The 15,676-nt window shown below is 69.9% G+C and carries 17 protein-coding genes; 12 read left to right on the top strand and 5 right to left on the bottom strand.

Translation table 11 applies throughout. The features are described from left to right. Nucleotides 1-205: 205 nt before the first annotated feature. On the bottom strand, nucleotides 206-835 hold the full coding sequence (locus NQ706_RS09910; protein ID WP_038568692.1) for a type II toxin-antitoxin system PemK/MazF family toxin: 630 nt from the start codon (nucleotides 833-835) through the stop codon (nucleotides 206-208). 169 nt (nucleotides 836-1,004) lie between these two features. Here NQ706_RS09910 and NQ706_RS09905 point away from each other — a divergent pair, with 169 nt between their 5' ends. After that, on the top strand, nucleotides 1,005-2,015 hold the full coding sequence (locus NQ706_RS09905) for an MFS transporter (protein WP_404360839.1): 1,011 nt from the start codon (nucleotides 1,005-1,007) through the stop codon (nucleotides 2,013-2,015). Next, nucleotides 2,012-2,248, top strand: a complete 237-nt coding sequence (locus tag NQ706_RS09900) for a hypothetical protein (RefSeq protein WP_404360837.1) — start codon at nucleotides 2,012-2,014, stop codon at nucleotides 2,246-2,248. Before NQ706_RS09905 ends, NQ706_RS09900 begins: the two co-directional genes overlap by 4 nt. Before the next feature lie 80 nt (nucleotides 2,249-2,328). Here NQ706_RS09900 and NQ706_RS09895 read toward each other — a convergent pair whose 3' ends face one another. Next, nucleotides 2,329-2,922, bottom strand: coding sequence for a rhomboid family intramembrane serine protease (locus NQ706_RS09895; RefSeq protein ID WP_051805970.1), 594 nt, complete (start codon nucleotides 2,920-2,922; stop codon nucleotides 2,329-2,331). 339 nt (nucleotides 2,923-3,261) lie between these two features. Here NQ706_RS09895 and lepA point away from each other — a divergent pair, with 339 nt between their 5' ends. The 3 genes from lepA (at nucleotide 3,262) to NQ706_RS09880 (ending at nucleotide 6,509) form a co-directional block, all read left to right on the top strand. Next, on the top strand, nucleotides 3,262-5,103 hold the full coding sequence (gene lepA / locus NQ706_RS09890) for a translation elongation factor 4 (RefSeq protein WP_038568690.1): 1,842 nt from the start codon (nucleotides 3,262-3,264) through the stop codon (nucleotides 5,101-5,103). Continuing rightward, entirely contained in the window at nucleotides 5,100-5,936 is an 837-nt protein-coding gene (gene trmB / locus NQ706_RS09885) for a tRNA (guanosine(46)-N7)-methyltransferase TrmB (RefSeq protein WP_038568688.1), read from the top strand. The genes lepA and trmB overlap by 4 nt, the downstream gene beginning before the upstream one ends. Before the next feature lie 93 nt (nucleotides 5,937-6,029). Then, on the top strand, nucleotides 6,030-6,509 hold the full coding sequence (locus NQ706_RS09880; RefSeq protein ID WP_038568687.1) for a hotdog fold domain-containing protein: 480 nt from the start codon (nucleotides 6,030-6,032) through the stop codon (nucleotides 6,507-6,509). Nucleotides 6,510-6,512: 3 nt separating this feature from the next. On the opposite strand, the gene NQ706_RS09875 is transcribed toward NQ706_RS09880, so the two are convergent. Continuing rightward, nucleotides 6,513-7,448: a LysR family transcriptional regulator gene (locus NQ706_RS09875; protein WP_038568685.1), complete on the bottom strand. Its 936-nt coding sequence runs from the start codon at nucleotides 7,446-7,448 to the stop codon at nucleotides 6,513-6,515. Nucleotides 7,449-7,532: 84 nt separating this feature from the next. Between NQ706_RS09875 and NQ706_RS09870 the strand changes: the two genes are divergently transcribed. The 4 genes from NQ706_RS09870 (at nucleotide 7,533) to NQ706_RS09855 (ending at nucleotide 10,771) form a co-directional block, all read left to right on the top strand. Next, complete coding sequence (locus NQ706_RS09870; RefSeq protein WP_051806421.1) at nucleotides 7,533-8,651, top strand: TDT family transporter; 1,119 nt, start codon at nucleotides 7,533-7,535, stop codon at nucleotides 8,649-8,651. Between the two features lie 72 nt (nucleotides 8,652-8,723). Continuing rightward, nucleotides 8,724-9,956 carry a radical SAM family heme chaperone HemW gene (gene hemW / locus NQ706_RS09865; protein WP_038568683.1) on the top strand — a complete coding sequence of 411 codons (1,233 nt, stop codon included), beginning with the start codon at nucleotides 8,724-8,726 and terminating at the stop codon, nucleotides 9,954-9,956. Between the two features lie 108 nt (nucleotides 9,957-10,064). Then, nucleotides 10,065-10,373: a hypothetical protein gene (locus NQ706_RS09860; RefSeq protein WP_051805969.1), complete on the top strand. Its 309-nt coding sequence runs from the start codon at nucleotides 10,065-10,067 to the stop codon at nucleotides 10,371-10,373. Nucleotides 10,374-10,447: 74 nt separating this feature from the next. Continuing rightward, on the top strand, nucleotides 10,448-10,771 hold the full coding sequence (locus tag NQ706_RS09855) for a hypothetical protein (RefSeq protein WP_038568681.1): 324 nt from the start codon (nucleotides 10,448-10,450) through the stop codon (nucleotides 10,769-10,771). Between the two features lie 136 nt (nucleotides 10,772-10,907). Here the strand turns inward: NQ706_RS09855 and NQ706_RS09850 are convergent, their stop codons facing one another. After that, complete coding sequence (locus NQ706_RS09850; protein WP_038568679.1) at nucleotides 10,908-11,378, bottom strand: DUF4870 domain-containing protein; 471 nt, start codon at nucleotides 11,376-11,378, stop codon at nucleotides 10,908-10,910. A gap of 151 nt (nucleotides 11,379-11,529) precedes the next feature. Further along, nucleotides 11,530-12,411 (bottom strand): DUF3097 domain-containing protein, encoded by an 882-nt coding sequence (locus NQ706_RS09845; protein ID WP_038568678.1) that lies wholly within the window; start codon nucleotides 12,409-12,411, stop codon nucleotides 11,530-11,532. A 271-nt stretch (nucleotides 12,412-12,682) separates the two neighbouring features. Here NQ706_RS09845 and hrcA point away from each other — a divergent pair, with 271 nt between their 5' ends. The 3 genes from hrcA (at nucleotide 12,683) to NQ706_RS09830 (ending at nucleotide 15,665) form a co-directional block, all read left to right on the top strand. Then, entirely contained in the window at nucleotides 12,683-13,705 is a 1,023-nt protein-coding gene (hrcA, locus tag NQ706_RS09840) for a heat-inducible transcriptional repressor HrcA (RefSeq protein ID WP_038568676.1), read from the top strand. Between the two features lie 64 nt (nucleotides 13,706-13,769). Then, nucleotides 13,770-14,903, top strand: coding sequence for a molecular chaperone DnaJ (dnaJ, locus tag NQ706_RS09835; RefSeq protein ID WP_038571127.1), 1,134 nt, complete (start codon nucleotides 13,770-13,772; stop codon nucleotides 14,901-14,903). A 3-nt stretch (nucleotides 14,904-14,906) separates the two neighbouring features. Continuing rightward, nucleotides 14,907-15,665, top strand: a complete 759-nt coding sequence (locus NQ706_RS09830; protein ID WP_038568674.1) for a 16S rRNA (uracil(1498)-N(3))-methyltransferase — start codon at nucleotides 14,907-14,909, stop codon at nucleotides 15,663-15,665. The last annotated feature ends 11 nt before the right edge of the window (nucleotides 15,666-15,676 follow it).

The raw sequence follows: 15,676 nt of genomic DNA, 5'->3' as shown, positions 1-15,676 counted from the left end.
TCCACGGATACCTCGGAGACGTCCCACCCGCCGAGTTCGAGAACGCGTTCTATGCTGTCCCCAACGACAGCAATCTGCTGATCGGAATCAAATAGCGCGAGTCTCCATCAGACCCAGGGCGCTTCAACAGCTTCCGGGGGACGCCGTTTGCGAATGTGGACGAAAATCGCCGATGTAGACGGGACTCGCCGTTGGGGCGGGGTGCTCAGCGGCCCAGGGAGCGGGTGCGGGCGGCGGCTATGACGGCGTCGAACGTCTGCTCGTCGATGTGTGAACCCTCGCGCCGCACCCTGGTGACGTCGAGTTGCAGGACCCGGTCGAGGCGCACCTCGCTGCGTCGTCCGCGATTGTCCCAGGCGCCGGAGCCGACATCCATCCAGTGACGCCCCGCCCGAGCTTCCTGCGCGGCGTCACGGTCGTGATCCTTGCTCGTCAGTGGAAGCGCGAGGACGACGTCTTCCAGCTCCGGGTGCCGGGCGATGACGAGAACCGGACGATCCTTGCCCTGCGAGTGGTCCTCCTCGTACGGCACCCACGCCCACACGACCTCACCCGGATCGGGATGCCCGTCGGCATGCGGCGCATAGGCCGTCGTGGGTAGCGGTGCCGTCCAGTCGCCACCATACGGGTGCGCAGGGCCGCCCGGACGAGCGCTGGGCGCGTCGTCGTGACGGTGCGACGTCGGTGCACCCGCACGGCGTCCGTCAGGCCCGACCGTGGCGTCGGTGCGGCGCTGCGTGGACGACGTTCCACGGCGCTCGGGGTCGAGGAGCGCATTCATGCCCCCACGTGCGAGGGCGCGGGAGAGGCGGACGGCGACGGTGCGCAGGTTCATGGTCCGAACGTAGTCCGTCCGGGGGAGCAACGGGTGCGGGGCGCGCGCCGACCGCCTGGTTGCGCTCTCACGCGAACGGCGGACGCAGGTGACGGCGGGTGATGAAACGCACGCCCGCGAGCCCCGTCACCGGGTCGGGGTGGGGTTTCGGGTGCGGAAGAATGGATCGGTGACCGAAGCAACCACGCTGCATGACATCTGCGACGACGAGGCCGTCGACGCCGAACGCTCGAACCGCCACGGCAGCTACCCGCGAGCCGGCCTCGCGATCCTCGCACTCGCCCTTGGCGGTTTCGCCATCGGCACGACGGAGTTCGTCACGATGGGGCTGCTGCCGCAGATCGCGCGGGGCCTCGGCATCTCGATCCCGAGCGCGGGCCACGCGGTGTCGGCGTATGCGCTCGGCGTCGTTGTCGGTGCACCGCTCGTCACGATGCTGTTCGCGAAGGTGCCGCGCAAGAACGTCCTGCTCGGACTCATGGTTGCGTTCTTCGTCGGCAACATCGGCTCGGCGCTCGCCTCGAGCTACCCGATGCTGCTGCTCGCGCGCTTCGTCGCGGGCATGCCGCACGGCGCGTTCTTCGGCATCGGCGCCGTCGTGGCGGCCACCCTCGTAGAGAAGCACCGGCGCACCTGGGCTGTGTCGATGATGCTCGCGGGCCTGACGGTGGCGAACATCGTCGGCGTGCCCGTCTCGACGTGGCTCGGGCAGCATCTGGGCTGGCAGTGGCCGTACGCCCTCGTCGCCGTCGTCGCGTTGCTCACCGTCGTTGCGGTGTGGTTGTGGATCCCGCACCAGGGCTCGCTGGGCGTCACGTCCGTCACCGGTGAACTGAAGGCGTTGACGCGCCCGCAGGTGTGGTTCGCGCTCGCAATCGGTGTCGTCGGCTTCGGCGGCATGTTCTCGACGTTCAGCTACATCGCGCCGACGATGACGGAGCTCACCGGCTTCTCCGACGCCGTCGTGCCGGTCATCCTGGTCATCTACGGCATCGGCATGACGGCGGGTGCGTTCCTGTCCGAACGCGTCGCCATGCGGGGGCTCATGCGCGGCATCTTCGGCTGCCTCGTGACGATCGCGATCATCCTGTCGCTCTTCGGCTTCGCCGCGCACAACAAGGTCAGCGCCGTCGTGTTCGTGTTCCTGCTCGGCTGCGTGCGACGATCATGGTGCCGATGATTCAGACGCGGCTCATGGATGTCGCTCACGAGGGCCAGTCACTCGCCGCCGCTCTCAACCATGCGACGCTCAACGCCGCCAACGCCCTCGGCGCCTGGCTCGGCGGCGTCGTCCTCGACGCGGGGCTCGGGTACGAGTGGTGCTCGCGCGTCGGTGCCGTGCTCGCGGCGGCGGGCGCCGTCATCACGCTGGTCTCGGCATGGACGTCGCGCCGCGCCGCCGTCGCAGGCTGATCGCGCCCCTGGTGGCGCGAGGTGGCCGCGCTGATTCGCCCAGCTCTGCCGTCATCGTGGGCACGCTCGGGCCGTGCGGATCAGCCTGAGGACGCCCTCCGATCGCTGACGAGCTTCGCGGCGAGAACACCGCCGATCGCGCCACCGAGGTGACCCTGCCACGAAACGTGGGTGCTCTGCGGAAGCACACCCCACAGCACGCTGCCGTAGACGACGGCGAGGACGAGCCCCACGACGACCTCGGGCCAGCGGCGCGTCCAGAATCCTCGGACGATGAGGTACGTCAGCCACCCGAAGACGACGCCCGAGGCACCCGCGACGGCCGTGTACGGCGGGCTGAGCAGCCACGCGGCGAGCCCCGACGTGCACGTGACGATGAACGTCACACGCGCGAGGACGGCCAGGCCGCTGAGGGCGAGGACGAACCCGAGCGGCAGCAGCAACGCACTGTTCGCCTCGAGATGAGCCCACCCGTAGTGTGCGAACGGCATGGTGAAGATCGACCACAGGTCGCTCACCTCCCAGGCCTTCAGGGAGGCGGCCGGGTCGATGGCGTGGTGCGTCAGCACGTCGAGGGCCTCGATGATCCACAGCGCGGCGACGATCAGTGCGGAGACGACGGCGGATTGCTTGACGCGCTCTGCCGCGGGGCGAAGGGTGCTGTCGAGATCCATGGGCTGGCCTCCTGGGGGGGAGTGGCTCGTCGGGTCGACCGGTATGGCGTGGGTGATGCCTCGTCGGTTCGACAACGCGTGCTCGACGACACCCGATCGACGCGTATCTGTCTCGCATCGTAGTGGGGCTCTCTTCGCGTGCGCTGGATGCACGTGTCGCGTCGGCCGTCGTACGTGACGCGTGCGGCAGGGGCGTCGGGGCGTGAAAGAATGAAGGGTCGCCGGCGTGCTCCTCGCGGGGCGCGACGTGCGGCCGCAGATCGATGCGTCATCGCCGCCTCCAGGGCGCGCGGCGACGAACGCCGACCCGACGAACTTCGAGGTATCACGTTGTCACCCATGGCCCGCAAGGCACTCGAGCCCGCCGCGACGCCGCCGGAGCAGATCCGCAACTTCTGCATCATCGCGCACATCGACCACGGCAAGTCGACGCTCGCCGACCGGATGCTGAGCAAGACGGGCGTCGTCGAGGATCGGGCGATGCGTGCGCAGTACCTCGACCGCATGGACATCGAGCGCGAGCGCGGCATCACGATCAAGAGCCAGGCTGTGCGCATGCCGTGGGAGCTCGACGGTACGACCTACTGCCTCAACATGATCGACACGCCGGGGCACGTCGATTTCACCTACGAGGTGTCGCGTTCGCTGGCCGCGTGCGAGGGCGCCGTCCTGCTCGTCGACGCCGCGCAGGGCATCGAGGCGCAGACGCTCGCCAACCTGTACCTGGCGATGGAGAACGACCTCACGATCATCCCGGTGCTCAACAAGATCGACCTGCCGGCCGCGCAGCCCGAGAAGTACGCCGCGGAGATCGCCGGTCTCATCGGCTGCGAACCGGAGGACGTGCTCAAGGTCTCCGGCAAGACGGGCGTCGGTGTCGAGGAACTGCTCGACGTCATCGTCGAGAAGCTGCCTGCCCCCGTCGGTGACGCCGACGCGCCGGCCCGCGCCATGATCTTCGACTCCGTCTATGACACCTACCGCGGCGTCGTCACGTACGTCCGCGTCGTCGACGGCCGGCTCAGCCCGCGCGAGAAGATCGAGATGATGTCGACGCGCGCGACGCACGAGCTGCTCGAGATCGGAGTCAACTCGCCCGAGCCGATCCCGACGAAGGGCCTGTCCGTCGGCGAGGTCGGCTACCTCATCACCGGGGTGAAGGACGTGCGCCAGTCGAAGGTCGGTGACACGGTCACGAACGCCGCGAAGCCCGCGTCCGAGGCGATCGGCGGCTACTCCGACCCGAAGCCGATGGTGTTCTCGGGTCTGTATCCGATCGACGGTTCCGACTACCCGATCCTGCGTGACGCCCTCGACAAGCTGAAGCTGAACGACGCGGCGCTCGTCTACGAACCGGAGACGTCGGCAGCGCTCGGGTTCGGTTTCCGTGTCGGCTTCCTCGGCATGCTGCACCTGGAGATCACGCGCGAACGCCTCGAGCGAGAGTTCAACCTCGACCTCATCTCGACCCTGCCGAACGTCGTCTACCAGGTGACGACGGACGACGGCGCCGTCAGCGAGGTGACGAACCCGAGCGAGTTCCCCGAGGGCAAGATCGCCGACATCACCGAACCCGTCGTGCGTTCGACGATCCTCGTGCCGAGCGAGTACATCGGCGCCGTCATGGAGCTGTGCCAGACCCGCCGCGGCAACCTGCTCGGCATGGACTACCTGTCCGAGGAGCGCGTCGAGATGCGCTACACGCTGCCGCTCGCGGAGATCGTGTTCGACTTCTTCGACGCCCTCAAGTCGAAGACGCGCGGATACGCCTCGCTCGACTACGAACCAGCGGGGGAGCAGAGCGCCAACCTCGTCAAGGTCGACATCCTGCTGCAGGGCGACACCGTCGACGCGTTCAGCGCCATCGTGCACCGCGACAAGGCGTACGCCTACGGCACGATGATGGCGACGAAGCTCAAGGAGCTCATCCCGCGTCAGCAGTTCGAGGTGCCGATCCAGGCGGCCATCGGCACGCGCGTCATCGCCCGTGAGAACATCCGCGCCATCCGCAAGGACGTGCTCGCCAAGTGCTACGGCGGCGACATCAGCCGCAAGCGCAAGCTGCTCGAGAAGCAGAAGGAGGGCAAGAAGCGCATGAAGATGGTCGGTTCCGTCGAGGTGCCGCAGGAGGCCTTCATCGCCGCGCTCAGCCAGGGCGAGTCGGCGGAGAAGAAGAAGTGAGCAAGCCCGGTTACGTTCCGGGTGCGACGTCCGGCCAGCCGTCGGAGGGCGCGGGGGAGCACCCGCAGGTCGGGCCGCGCCCGCTCGCACGCACGCGCTCGTTCACGCGCCGCGGCGGCCGGATGCCGGAGCGTCACCATCGTGCGCTGAGTGACAACGGTGAGCAGTACGTCCTCGACGTTCCCCGCAAGCCGGGGACGACCGAGCCCGTCGACGGTTTCCGTCTCGACATCGCCGAGGTGTTCGGACGCCGGGCCAAGCTCGTCGTCGAGATCGGTTCGGGCGCGGGGGATCAGATCGTCCATGCAGCGCTCGAGCACCCCGAGACGGATTTCATCGCTCTGGAGGTGTGGCGTCCCGGCATCGCGCAGACGATCTCGAAGGCCGTCCAGGCGGGCGTGACGAACGTGCGTCTCATCGAGATCGATGCCTCCGAAGCGCTCGATCGGCTCTTCGCGCCGGGCAGTGTCGACGAGGTGTGGACGTTCTTCCCCGACCCGTGGCCGAAGACGAAGCACCACAAGCGTCGTCTCGTGCAGCTCGGCTTCGCCGACGTCGTCGCCGACGTCCTCGTGCCCGGCGGCACCTGGCGCCTCGCGACCGACTGGGCCGACTACGCCTGGCACATGCGTGACGTCGTCGAGGCGTCGCCGCGCTTCACCAACCCGTGGACCGGGCGCCTCGCGGACGCCGGGGACGGCCACGTCGATCCCGAGGGCGCGCGCGGAGGGTTCGCGCCGCGCTTCGAGGGCCGCACGACGACCCGCTTCGAGACGAAGGGTCTCAAGGTCGAGCGCATCGTGCGCGACCTCGAGGTGAAGCGAGCCAACTGAGCGGTGCCGCGCAGCCCCCACGGCGTCGGGGTCGGTGTCCCCGGGGCGGCTGATCGGGCGCGAACGCCGATACTCGCGGGTAACCTTGGCGCCATGAATCAGGTCTACGGCATGTACAAGAAGCTCACCGCGAAGAACGACAAGGCGGGTCGCGCAGCGTTCTCGGCCGCGTTCGCGCTCAAGGCGCCCTACTTCCGCACGGTCGCCCCGATGATCCAGACGATGGAGCCGCACCGCGGCGTCGTGAAGATCAAGAAGTGGTGGGGCGTGCAGAACCACATCGGCACCGTGCACGCCATCGCCATCGCCAACGGCATGGAGTGCGCCATGGGGCTGCTCGCGGAGGCGACGACGCCCGACGACATGCGCTGGATCCCCAAGGGCATCACGCTCGACTACGTCGCGAAGACGCCCGGCGACATCGAGTGCGTCGCCGAGACGACGCCGGAGGACTGGGACAAGGAGCCGCCGTTCCAGGTCGACGTCAAGGTGACGGGGCGCCTCGTCAAGGACGGCACGGTCGCCGTCGAGGGCATCATCCCGATCTACGTCTCGGCCAAGAAGAAGAAGTGACGTTCACCCCGCCGCCGTGGCCAAAAGCGCCGCGGCGGCGGGGTTCGTCAACCGCCGTGGGCCGGCCCAGACGGCCCTCAGGTTGCGGGTGAGGTCGACGCCGTCGACGCCGACCTCGACGAGGGTGCCCGCACGCAGCGCGTCGTCGACAGCGAGTCGGCTGAGGACGGCGGGAGCCGTCCCGGCCGCGGCGGAGACCCGCACGGCGGCGTTGCTCGCCAGCTCGAGCGCCGGGGGAGCGACATCGAGCGGCGCGAGGGCGCGGCGCAGGGCCACCCGCGTGCCCGAGCCCGACTCGCGCGCGACGAGCGGTGTGGCCGCCAGTTCCTCGGCGCGGACACGTGAGCGCGTGGCCCACGGATGCTGCGGCGCGACGACGAGCACGAGGTCGTCATGCGCGACGACGACGGAGTTCAACCCGCGCGGAGCGCCGGGGCCCTCGATGAACGCCAGATCCACCTCACCGCCGCGTGCCGCGGCGAGCACCTCCGTCGTGTTACCGACGGCTACCGAGATGCCGCGCGTCTCGCCAAGCGATGGGTCGTGGGGGGAAGCGCCACCGGCGCCCGCGCCACCCGCGGCGTGCTGCCACGCCGCGATCCATCCCGGTAACAGGTGTTCGGCGACCGTCTGGCTCGCCATGACGACGAGCGGCGCCTGCGTACGAGCGCGCAGTGCCGCGGCTCCCGTCTCGAGGGCGTGCGCCGCTTCGAGCGTCGCGCGCGCCCATTCGACGACGAGCAGGCCGTCGGTCGTGACGCGGGCACCGGTCGTCGCGCGATGGATGAGCGACAGGCCGAGCCTGCGCTCCAGCCGGGCGATGCTGCGACTCGCGTTGGGTTGCGCCACCCCGCAGCGTCGGGCGGCCGCACTGAGCGAGCCCTCATCGGCGAGTGCCACGAGCAGTTCGAGCGTCGCGAGGTCGGGCCAGGTCGTCACCACCCCAGCCTATATGCGAAGCGCATACCCCCATGCCGGATATAGGGCTACCGGGCGAGCCGACACGGCGGGAGCATGGAACCCATGAGCACAGCCACCGCCACCGGCGTCTTGCCTCACCGCACCGCCGGCTCGTTCTTCGCGAACACGACGGTGCCCGCGGCGTCGCCGGCTTGGTACGGCAGCGTCATGGGCAGCGCCATCCTGGCGACGCTGAGCGAACTGCGCACCGACGTCATCCCGTTCGGTCACCTGCTCGCCATGGCGTTCTGGCTCATCGCCTGTTCGTTGCTCGTCGCCCTCACCGCCGCGTTCGTCGTCCGTATCGCTCGTGACCGCGACGCGTTGCGTGCGAGCATCGCGAACCCCGTCGCGATGGCGCAGTGGGGCATGGTGTCGATGGGCGTCCTCGCCGTCGGTTCGGCGACATCGGCGGTGCTCCCGACAATCTCCGCAGCCCTGAGGGACGCAGCCTGGCGGGCCGACCTCGTCCTGTGGGTCGTCGGCACCGTCATCGGCCTGGCCACCGCCGTCGCCGTGCCGGCCCGTCTGCTCGTCGCCGACCCGAGCACACCGACGACCGCGTGGGGTTTGGCGGTCGTGCCGCCGATGGTCTCGGCGACCGCCGGCGCCGGCATCGTCGGTTGGCTGAGCGACCCGCAGGCGCGCGTGTGGGTGCTGCTCGCGAGCGCGGCCTGCTTCTTCGTCGCGCTCGTGCTCGGGATCATCATCTTTGCGATCGCTTACCGCCACCACTGGCTCGTCGAGCCGCTGCCGCTCGCCGCGTCGATCACCGCGTGGCTGCCGCTCGGCGTCGTCGGGCAGTCGACGGCGGCTGCGCAGGCCATCGCGAGGCAGTCGGCGTCGATGCTGCAGGGCCCTTTCGCGACGACGGCGACCCAGGCCGGGCACGTCTACGGCTACGTCATGCTGACGATCGGGGTGCCGCTCGTCGCCTGGGCGCTCGCCATGACGATGCGTGGCTTCACGAACCGCATGCCGTTCAGCCCAGGCTGGTGGGGCATGACGTTCCCCGTCGGCACGCTCGTGCTCGGCTCGACGATGCTGGGGCGCAGCTCGCACCACGCGATCTTCACGTGGGCCGGCGGCGCGCTGTACCTCTTCCTGCTCGGCACCTGGAGCGTCTGCGCGATCAGCTCGCTGCTCGCGGTGTGTCACCAGCGCGCTCTGCGTCACGCCTGAACGCGGCGAGGAGCTGGGCGCGGCGGGGATGGACGGCAACGGTGCGACGCCGAGCGGTGCGACAATGACCAGATGCCGCAGATGCCCGACGGAATCCCCGCCCCTGACGACGGTGCTCTCCCGTCCGCTGCGCTCGCGACGCTGGCGGGCGGGGCGTTCGGGCTCTACGTCCACGTGCCGTTCTGCGTGACGCGCTGCGGTTACTGCGACTTCAACACCTACACGCTCACCGAGCTCGGTGAGCCGGGCGCGAGCGTCAGCACGTACGCGGACGCTGCGCTGCGGGAGCTCGATCTCGCGGCACGCGAACTGGGCGAGGCGCCGGGTGGCGTCCCCGTCATCGAGACCGTCTTCATCGGCGGCGGCACCCCGACGATGGTGCCCGCCGACGACCTCGTCCGCATCCTCGCGAGGGCGCGCGATGTGTTCGGCCTCGCCGAGGGGTGTGAGATCACGACGGAGGCCAACCCCGATTCGGTCGACGAGACCTACCTGCGCACCCTCGCCGACGGTGGTTTCACGCGCGTCAGCATCGGCATGCAGTCGGCCGTCCCGCACGTGCTCGCGACGCTCGAACGGACGCACGACCCGGCCAACGTCGAACGCGCCGTGCGCGCCGCGAAGGACGTCGCGCTGCAGGTCAGCATCGACCTCATCTACGGCGCGCCGGGTGAGAGTCTCGACGACTGGCGCACCTCGCTCGACGCGGCGATCGCGCTGGAGCCCGACCACATCAGCGCCTACGCCCTCGTCGTCGAGGAGGGCACGAAGATGGGGGCGCAGGTGCGTCGCGGCGAGCTGCCCCTGCCCGATGACGACGACGAGGCCGACAAGTACGAGCTCGCCGACGCCTTGCTCGCGGATGCCGGGTACGACTGGTACGAGGTGTCGAACTGGGCGCGCTCGCCGCAGACGCAGTGCCGCCACAACCTCGCGTACTGGCGCGACGAGCCGTGGTGGGGCGTCGGCCCCGGCGCGCACAGCCACGTTGGCGGGGTGCGCTGGTGGAACGTCAAGCATCCGCGCGCCTACGCCCAACGCGTCAACGCGGGGCTCTCGCCGGCGCTGGCACGCGAACTGCTCGACGAGCGTCAGCGCTATGAGGAACGCGTCCTGCTCCAGGTGCGCCTCGCCGAGGGACTTCCTCTCGACATGCTCGAGGACGACGGGCGACGCGCTGTCGCCGGCCTCGTCGCCTCGGGGCTGATCGACGGCCCGTCAGCGGTGCGCGACAAACGAGTTCGCCTGACGCTACGTGGTCGCCTGCTCACCGACACCGTCGTGCGGGCGCTGCTCGCGATCTGAGCCGCGCGCACCGAGACGCCCACCTCCCGGGGCTGGCCTAGCCTCAGGGGCGATCCCCGGGCCCCTGCGTGCCCGCCTGCGCCGACCCTGACGACCGAAGGGTCGCCGATGAACGCCTCCGACTGCTCGACGACGACGCTGCCGCTCCTGTTCGTCTTCATCTCCTTCGTCGTCACCTTTCTCGTGACGCGCCTCATCCGCGCCGGCAAGGGTCCGTCCAAGGACAACGTCTCCGAGGGCGGCGTCCACGCCCACCACGCCGTCTACGGCATCTTCGCGCTGCTGGCCGGCGCGGTCATGAACACGGCGGCCGAGAGCTCGGTTTTCCGCGTGCTGGGGGCGATCCTCATCGGCGCGGGCGCCTCGCTCATCCTCGACGAGTTCGCGCTGATCCTGCACCTGCGCGACGTGTACTAGGAGCGCGAGGGGCACGCCTTCGTGCAGACCGTGGCGGGCGCCGCGACGTCCACCGACCAGAAGGCCACACAGGCATGAAGCTCGCCGGCGTCGTCATCCTGTCGATGACCATGCTCATCACGCTGTTCTCGGCGCGCCTGGAGCGCTGGACGCGTGCTGAGCGACCGGCGCATCCCGATGAGCATCCGCAACCAGCTCAACACCGAGAGAGGTCACCACGACGGTGTCGTCGCCCCATCTTCCTCTTCGCGACGCAGCTGCTCGAGACCAGGGACGACAACAGCGGCGTCGAGGCGCTCGCGGACATGGTGGCGGCGGCCTACGCCATCCTCGTCGGTGTCGTCATCGGCGCCGCGACCGCGTTCGCCGCCAAGCAGGCCCTGGGGCAGGGATCGTGATTCTTTTCTGAAATCGGATAGGACGAAGCGCCGCGGCACCGGGTGCCGAGTGAGCGTCGTCAGGGGTGGAGGCCGCGCCCAGCGCTCAGGTGGAGTGTGGTGCAGGCGTGCGGCGCGTCGCGCGAGGTGAGCCGCGTCAGCTCAGGATGCGGATCTGAAACGGATAGTCGTAGCTCTCGCCACGCGCCGAGCGCAGCGCACCCTTGATGTGGCACCACGCGGCGACGACGAAGATGACGAGCCACAGGACCAGTGCGACGGGCAGACCGATGACGGTGAACACGAGAATCCAGCCGACGATGTAGAGGATCGAGAACGCGACGTTGAAGTTGAACGCCCCGGCCGCTGCGCGGCGCACCGCGACGGACCGGTTCTTGTAGATGAACCACACGATGAGCGGTCCGAGGAAGCTCACCCACCCCGCGGACAGGATCGCCGCGGCCGGCGCCGACAGGTGCGCGACGATCGAGGCGGCGCGCTCGTCATCGCTGAGGTGGCCCTGGCCGGTGACGGGCGGCTCGGCGCCGTACGCAGGGCTGGCCCGCCGTCCGGCTCCTTGGCCCTGCGTGCGCTCGTCGGGGTAGGGGTACTGCTGGGGGTTGCTCACGACGTCTCCTGGTGTCCAAGGGTGAAGCTCTCGTTCACTCACCATGATTCCGTGTCTGCGTCCCCAGCGCATCCCCCGCGGGATCGACATTCGCGGGCCCCGGCGTCCATCCCGGGGATGACGTCGGCGCACGCCGCGACATCCCGGCGTCTCACTGCTGCGCGGGGTCGGTGACGAAGTCGATGAGCTCCTCGACGCGTCCGAGCAGTTCGGGTTGCAGGTCGGCGTAGGTGCGCACGGTGCCGAGGATCTGCTTCCATCCGCGCGCGACGTCCGCCTGTGTCGTGTGCGGCCAGCCGAGCTCGGCGAGGATGCCGTGCTTCCACGACTGCCCCTTGGGGATGACGGGCCACTTCGACCAGCCGAGCCGCTCGGGTCGTACGGACTGCCACACGTCGACGTAGGGGTGGCCGACGATGAGAACGTGGTTGCGCGCCTGCGGCAGGGCGCGTGCCTTCTCGACGATTCGTGCCTCCTTCGTGCCGGGCACGAGGTGGTCGACGAGGATGCCGAGGCGGCGTCCCTTCTCGGGTCGGAAGTCACCGATGACGGCCGCGAGATCGTCGACGCCCTCGAGGTATTCGACGACGACGCCCTCGATGCGCAGGTCGTCACCCCACACCTTCTCGACGAGTTCGGCGTCGTGCCGACCCTCGACGAAGATGCGCGAACCCAGCGCGACGCGCGCCTTCGCCCCCGGGACGGCGAGCGAACCGGACGCCGTCCGCCCGGCCCGCGCCTGGTGCTCGTCGAGACGTGCGGCGTCGGCGGGACGGGGCGCGACGAGCGTCACGGGTTCGCCGTCGATGAGGAAGCCGGCGCCGAGCGGAAACCCGCGGGCCTTGCCGAAGCGGTCCTCGAGGAACACGACGTGCTGCCCGCCCGACTTCTCGACGCGCACGACGGCGCCGACGTACCCGCTCTGCGCGTCCTCGACGACGACGTCGAGCTCAGCGGGCACCTCGCGCGAACGCCCGCGTCGAGGCGCGCGCCAATCACCGGAGAGGACGTCGGAGCCGTAACGGTCGGTCATGGCGATCAGGGTAGAACCGCCCACCGACAACCGCCGTCGAGGCGCGCCGAGAACGATGGCCGCGGACGCAGCCAGGCGCCCGTCGCGGCGTCGCCGAGGGCTGGGGAGAGTGCGCCTGCCGACCGACGGACGATGGACGACGGCGCGAGGGAATCGCCCGCGACGCTGTGGGCGAACACACCCCGCATGATTTGGCACTCGCTCGGCGTGAGTGCCAACCTTGGACGGACTGCAGATCGAAGGACGGTATCGAGGCGCGGGAGGTGAGCGCATGAGCGACGAACGGCGGCTCGAGGTGCTGCGCGCCATCGTGCAGGACTACGTCGCGACGTCCGAACCGGTTGGTTCGAAGGCGTTGCTCGAACGTCATCAGCTCGGCGTCTCCGCCGCGACGATCCGCAATGACATGGCCGCCCTCGAGGACGCCGGTCTCATCTCCGCGCCGCACACCTCGGCCGGTCGCGTGCCGACCGATGCCGGCTACCGCATCTTCGTCGACCGCCTCAGCCAGGTGCGGCCGCTGAGCGCGACACAGCGTCGCGCGATCGAGACGTTCTTGCGTCAGAGCGTCGACCTCGACGACATCGTCGAGCGCACCGCCCGGCTGCTCGCGATGCTGACGAACCAGGCCGCCGTCATGCAGTACCCGTCGCTGCGGCGCTCACGGGTGCGGCACATCGAGCTCGTGCCGGTCGCCGAGGGGCGCCTGTCGCTCGTCGTCATCCTCGACTCAGGCCGCATCGAGCAGCGTCTCGTCTCCGTCGCCTCCGCCGACGACGAACGCCTCGTCCAGACGCTGCGAGCGCGCGTCAACGAGGTCTCCGGCGCGCGGTTGCTCACCGAGGCCGCCGCGGCCATGACCGAGCTGGGCGCGGAGTTCGAGCCGGGGCAGCGTGCGGACGTCGACACGATCGTCGCGACGATCGCCGCGGTGTTCGCCGAGGACCGGGAGGAGCGTGTCGTGCTCGCGGGGACGGCGAACCTTGCGCGTGCGGGGCTGCGCGACGACGCGGGCCTCAGCGTCAGCCGTGTTCTCGAGGCGCTGGAGGAGCACGTCGTCCTCATGCGCCTCATCAGCACACGCGACGACGATCCGACGCACGAGGTGACCGTTCGCATCGGCGCCGAGAACGACTTCGCAGGCCTCGAGTCGACCTCGCTCGTGACGACGGCCTACGGCAGCGACGCGGTCGCGACGCTCGGTGTGCTCGGCCCGACCCGCATGGACTATCCGCAGACGATGGCGAACGTGCGAGCGGTCGCCCGCTACGTCTCCGAACTTCTCGAGCAGTGATGGCTCGGGCGCACCACGACCACATGAGTGACGAAATCTTCACCCGTCGAAAGCAAGGATGCTCGTGAACGACTACTACGCCGAACTCGGTGTCACGCGTGAGGCCTCCGTCGAGGAGATCAAGCGCGCCTACCGCAAGAAGGCCCGCAAGCTGCACCCCGACGTCAACCCCTCCCCGGAGGCGGCCGAGGAGTTCAAGCGCGTCGGGCAGGCCTACGACGTGCTCGGCGATCCGCAGAAGAAGGCGGCCTACGACCAGGGCGTGGACCCATACGCGCCCGGCGGTGGCGCCGGGGCCGGGTTCGGTGGCGCCGGGTTCAGCTTCAGCGACATCATGGACGCGTTCTTCACGGGGGGTGCCGCAGGGGGAGGCGGCGGCCCGCGCAGCCGTGTCCAGCACGGCCAGGACGCGTTGCTGCCGCTCGACATCCAACTCGCCACGGCCGTCTTCGGCGGCGAGCAGGAGCTGACGTTCGACACGGCCGTCGTCTGCTCGACCTGTCATGGCGACGGTTCGCGTCCCGGCACGGGCAAGCACACGTGTGACGTGTGTGGCGGTGCGGGGCAGACGCAGCAGGTGCAGCGCAGCTTCCTCGGCCAGGTGTTGACGTCGCGTCCGTGCACCGCGTGCCAGGGGTACGGCGACATCATCGACAGCCCGTGCTTCGAGTGCGACGGCAACGGCCGCAAGCGCGACACGCGCACCATCACGATCAAGGTGCCCGCCGGCGTCGACACCGGCACGCGCATCCAGCTGCGCGGTGAAGGCGAGGTCGGCCCCGGCGGCGGCCCCGCCGGTGACCTGTACGTCGAGGTACGCGTCGAGAAGCACCCGATGTTCCAGCGTCAGGGCGACGATCTGCACTGCTCGCTCGAGCTGCCGATGTCGGCCGCGGCGCTCGGCGCCACGGTGCCGTTCGAGACGCTCGACGGCTCGCGCGACATCGACATAAAGGCCGGCACGCAGCCCGGCGACGTCATCACCCTCAAGGGCCTCGGCGTCACCCGGCTGCGCACCGACAACCGCGGCGACCTGCTCGTGCACGCCAACGTGCGCACCCCGAGCAAGCTGACGGCCGAGCAGGCCGACCTGCTGCGTCAGTTCGCCGAGTCGCGCGGAGAGGACTCGCCGGCGCCGAAGTTCCAGCCCGTCAACCAGGGCCTGCTCGGCAAGCTGCGTCAGGCCTGGAAGGGCTGAGGCGTGACCGCGCACCTCTACTTCGTCGCACCCGGCGCTCTGTCCGACGACATGGCGCCGGGTGCACCGGTCGTGCTCGCGGGTGACGAGGGACGCCACGCCGTCACCGTCAAGCGGATGGGTGTCGGTGAGCAGATCCTGCTCGCCGACGGCGAGGGCCTCGTCGCGCACGCCGTGGTCGCAGCGACGACGAAAGGCGAGCTGACGGCGCACGTGCGGGAGGTGACGCGCGAGACGCCGCCGGCGGTGACGTTCACGCTCGTCCAGGCGCTCGCGAAGGGCGATCGCGACCTGCAGGCGGTGGAGGCGTCGACGGAGCTCGGCGTCGATGCCGTCGTGCCGTGGCAGGCGGAGCGTTCCATCGTGCAGTGGAAGGGTGAGCGCGCCGAGAAGGCCCGCCGTAAATGGGTGGCGCAGGCCGAGGCGGCCACGAAACAATCACGACGGGCGACGCCCCCGCGCATCAGTGACCTCGTGACGAAGAACGCTGCGGCGCAGGCGATCTCGGCCACCGTCGCGGAGGGCGGCCTCGCGCTCGTCCTGCACGAGGACGCAGAGGCGAGTCTGGCGCAGGTCGAGCTGCCGTCGGCCGGCGACGTGATGCTCGTCGTCGGCCCCGAGGGCGGCATCACGCCCGCCGAGCTCGACGCGTTCGTCGCGGCCGGTGCGACGCCGGTGCGGATGGGCGCCACCGTGCTGCGTTCGTCGTCGGCCGGCCCGGCGGCGCTCGCCGCCCTGCTCGCGCGCTCGCGCTGGGTCTGAGCGCCCGAGCG

Origin of the sequence: Dermacoccus sp. BD5, assembly GCF_044878485.1 — a bacterium.
Lineage (GTDB): Bacteria > Actinomycetota > Actinomycetes > Actinomycetales > Dermatophilaceae > Dermacoccus > Dermacoccus nishinomiyaensis.
Note: the sequence above shows the minus strand (reverse complement) of the source record. Positions and strands in the feature narration are given on the sequence as shown.

Coding starts and splice junctions, on each gene's coding strand:
- hemW (WP_038568683.1), top strand. CDS start 8,724: ATGCCGCAGATGCCCGACGGAATCCCCGCCCCTGACGACGGTGCTCTC.
- NQ706_RS09895 (WP_051805970.1), bottom strand. CDS start 2,922: ATGGATCTCGACAGCACCCTTCGCCCCGCGGCAGAGCGCGTCAAGCAA.
- lepA (WP_038568690.1), top strand. CDS start 3,262: ATGGCCCGCAAGGCACTCGAGCCCGCCGCGACGCCGCCGGAGCAGATC.
- NQ706_RS09880 (WP_038568687.1), top strand. CDS start 6,030: ATGAATCAGGTCTACGGCATGTACAAGAAGCTCACCGCGAAGAACGAC.
- NQ706_RS09910 (WP_038568692.1), bottom strand. CDS start 835: ATGAACCTGCGCACCGTCGCCGTCCGCCTCTCCCGCGCCCTCGCACGT.
- NQ706_RS09900 (WP_404360837.1), top strand. CDS start 2,012: ATGATTCAGACGCGGCTCATGGATGTCGCTCACGAGGGCCAGTCACTC.
- NQ706_RS09870 (WP_051806421.1), top strand. CDS start 7,533: ATGAGCACAGCCACCGCCACCGGCGTCTTGCCTCACCGCACCGCCGGC.
- NQ706_RS09845 (WP_038568678.1), bottom strand. CDS start 12,411: ATGACCGACCGTTACGGCTCCGACGTCCTCTCCGGTGATTGGCGCGCG.
- NQ706_RS09855 (WP_038568681.1), top strand. CDS start 10,448: ATGAAGCTCGCCGGCGTCGTCATCCTGTCGATGACCATGCTCATCACG.
- hrcA (WP_038568676.1), top strand. CDS start 12,683: ATGAGCGACGAACGGCGGCTCGAGGTGCTGCGCGCCATCGTGCAGGAC.
- NQ706_RS09860 (WP_051805969.1), top strand. CDS start 10,065: ATGAACGCCTCCGACTGCTCGACGACGACGCTGCCGCTCCTGTTCGTC.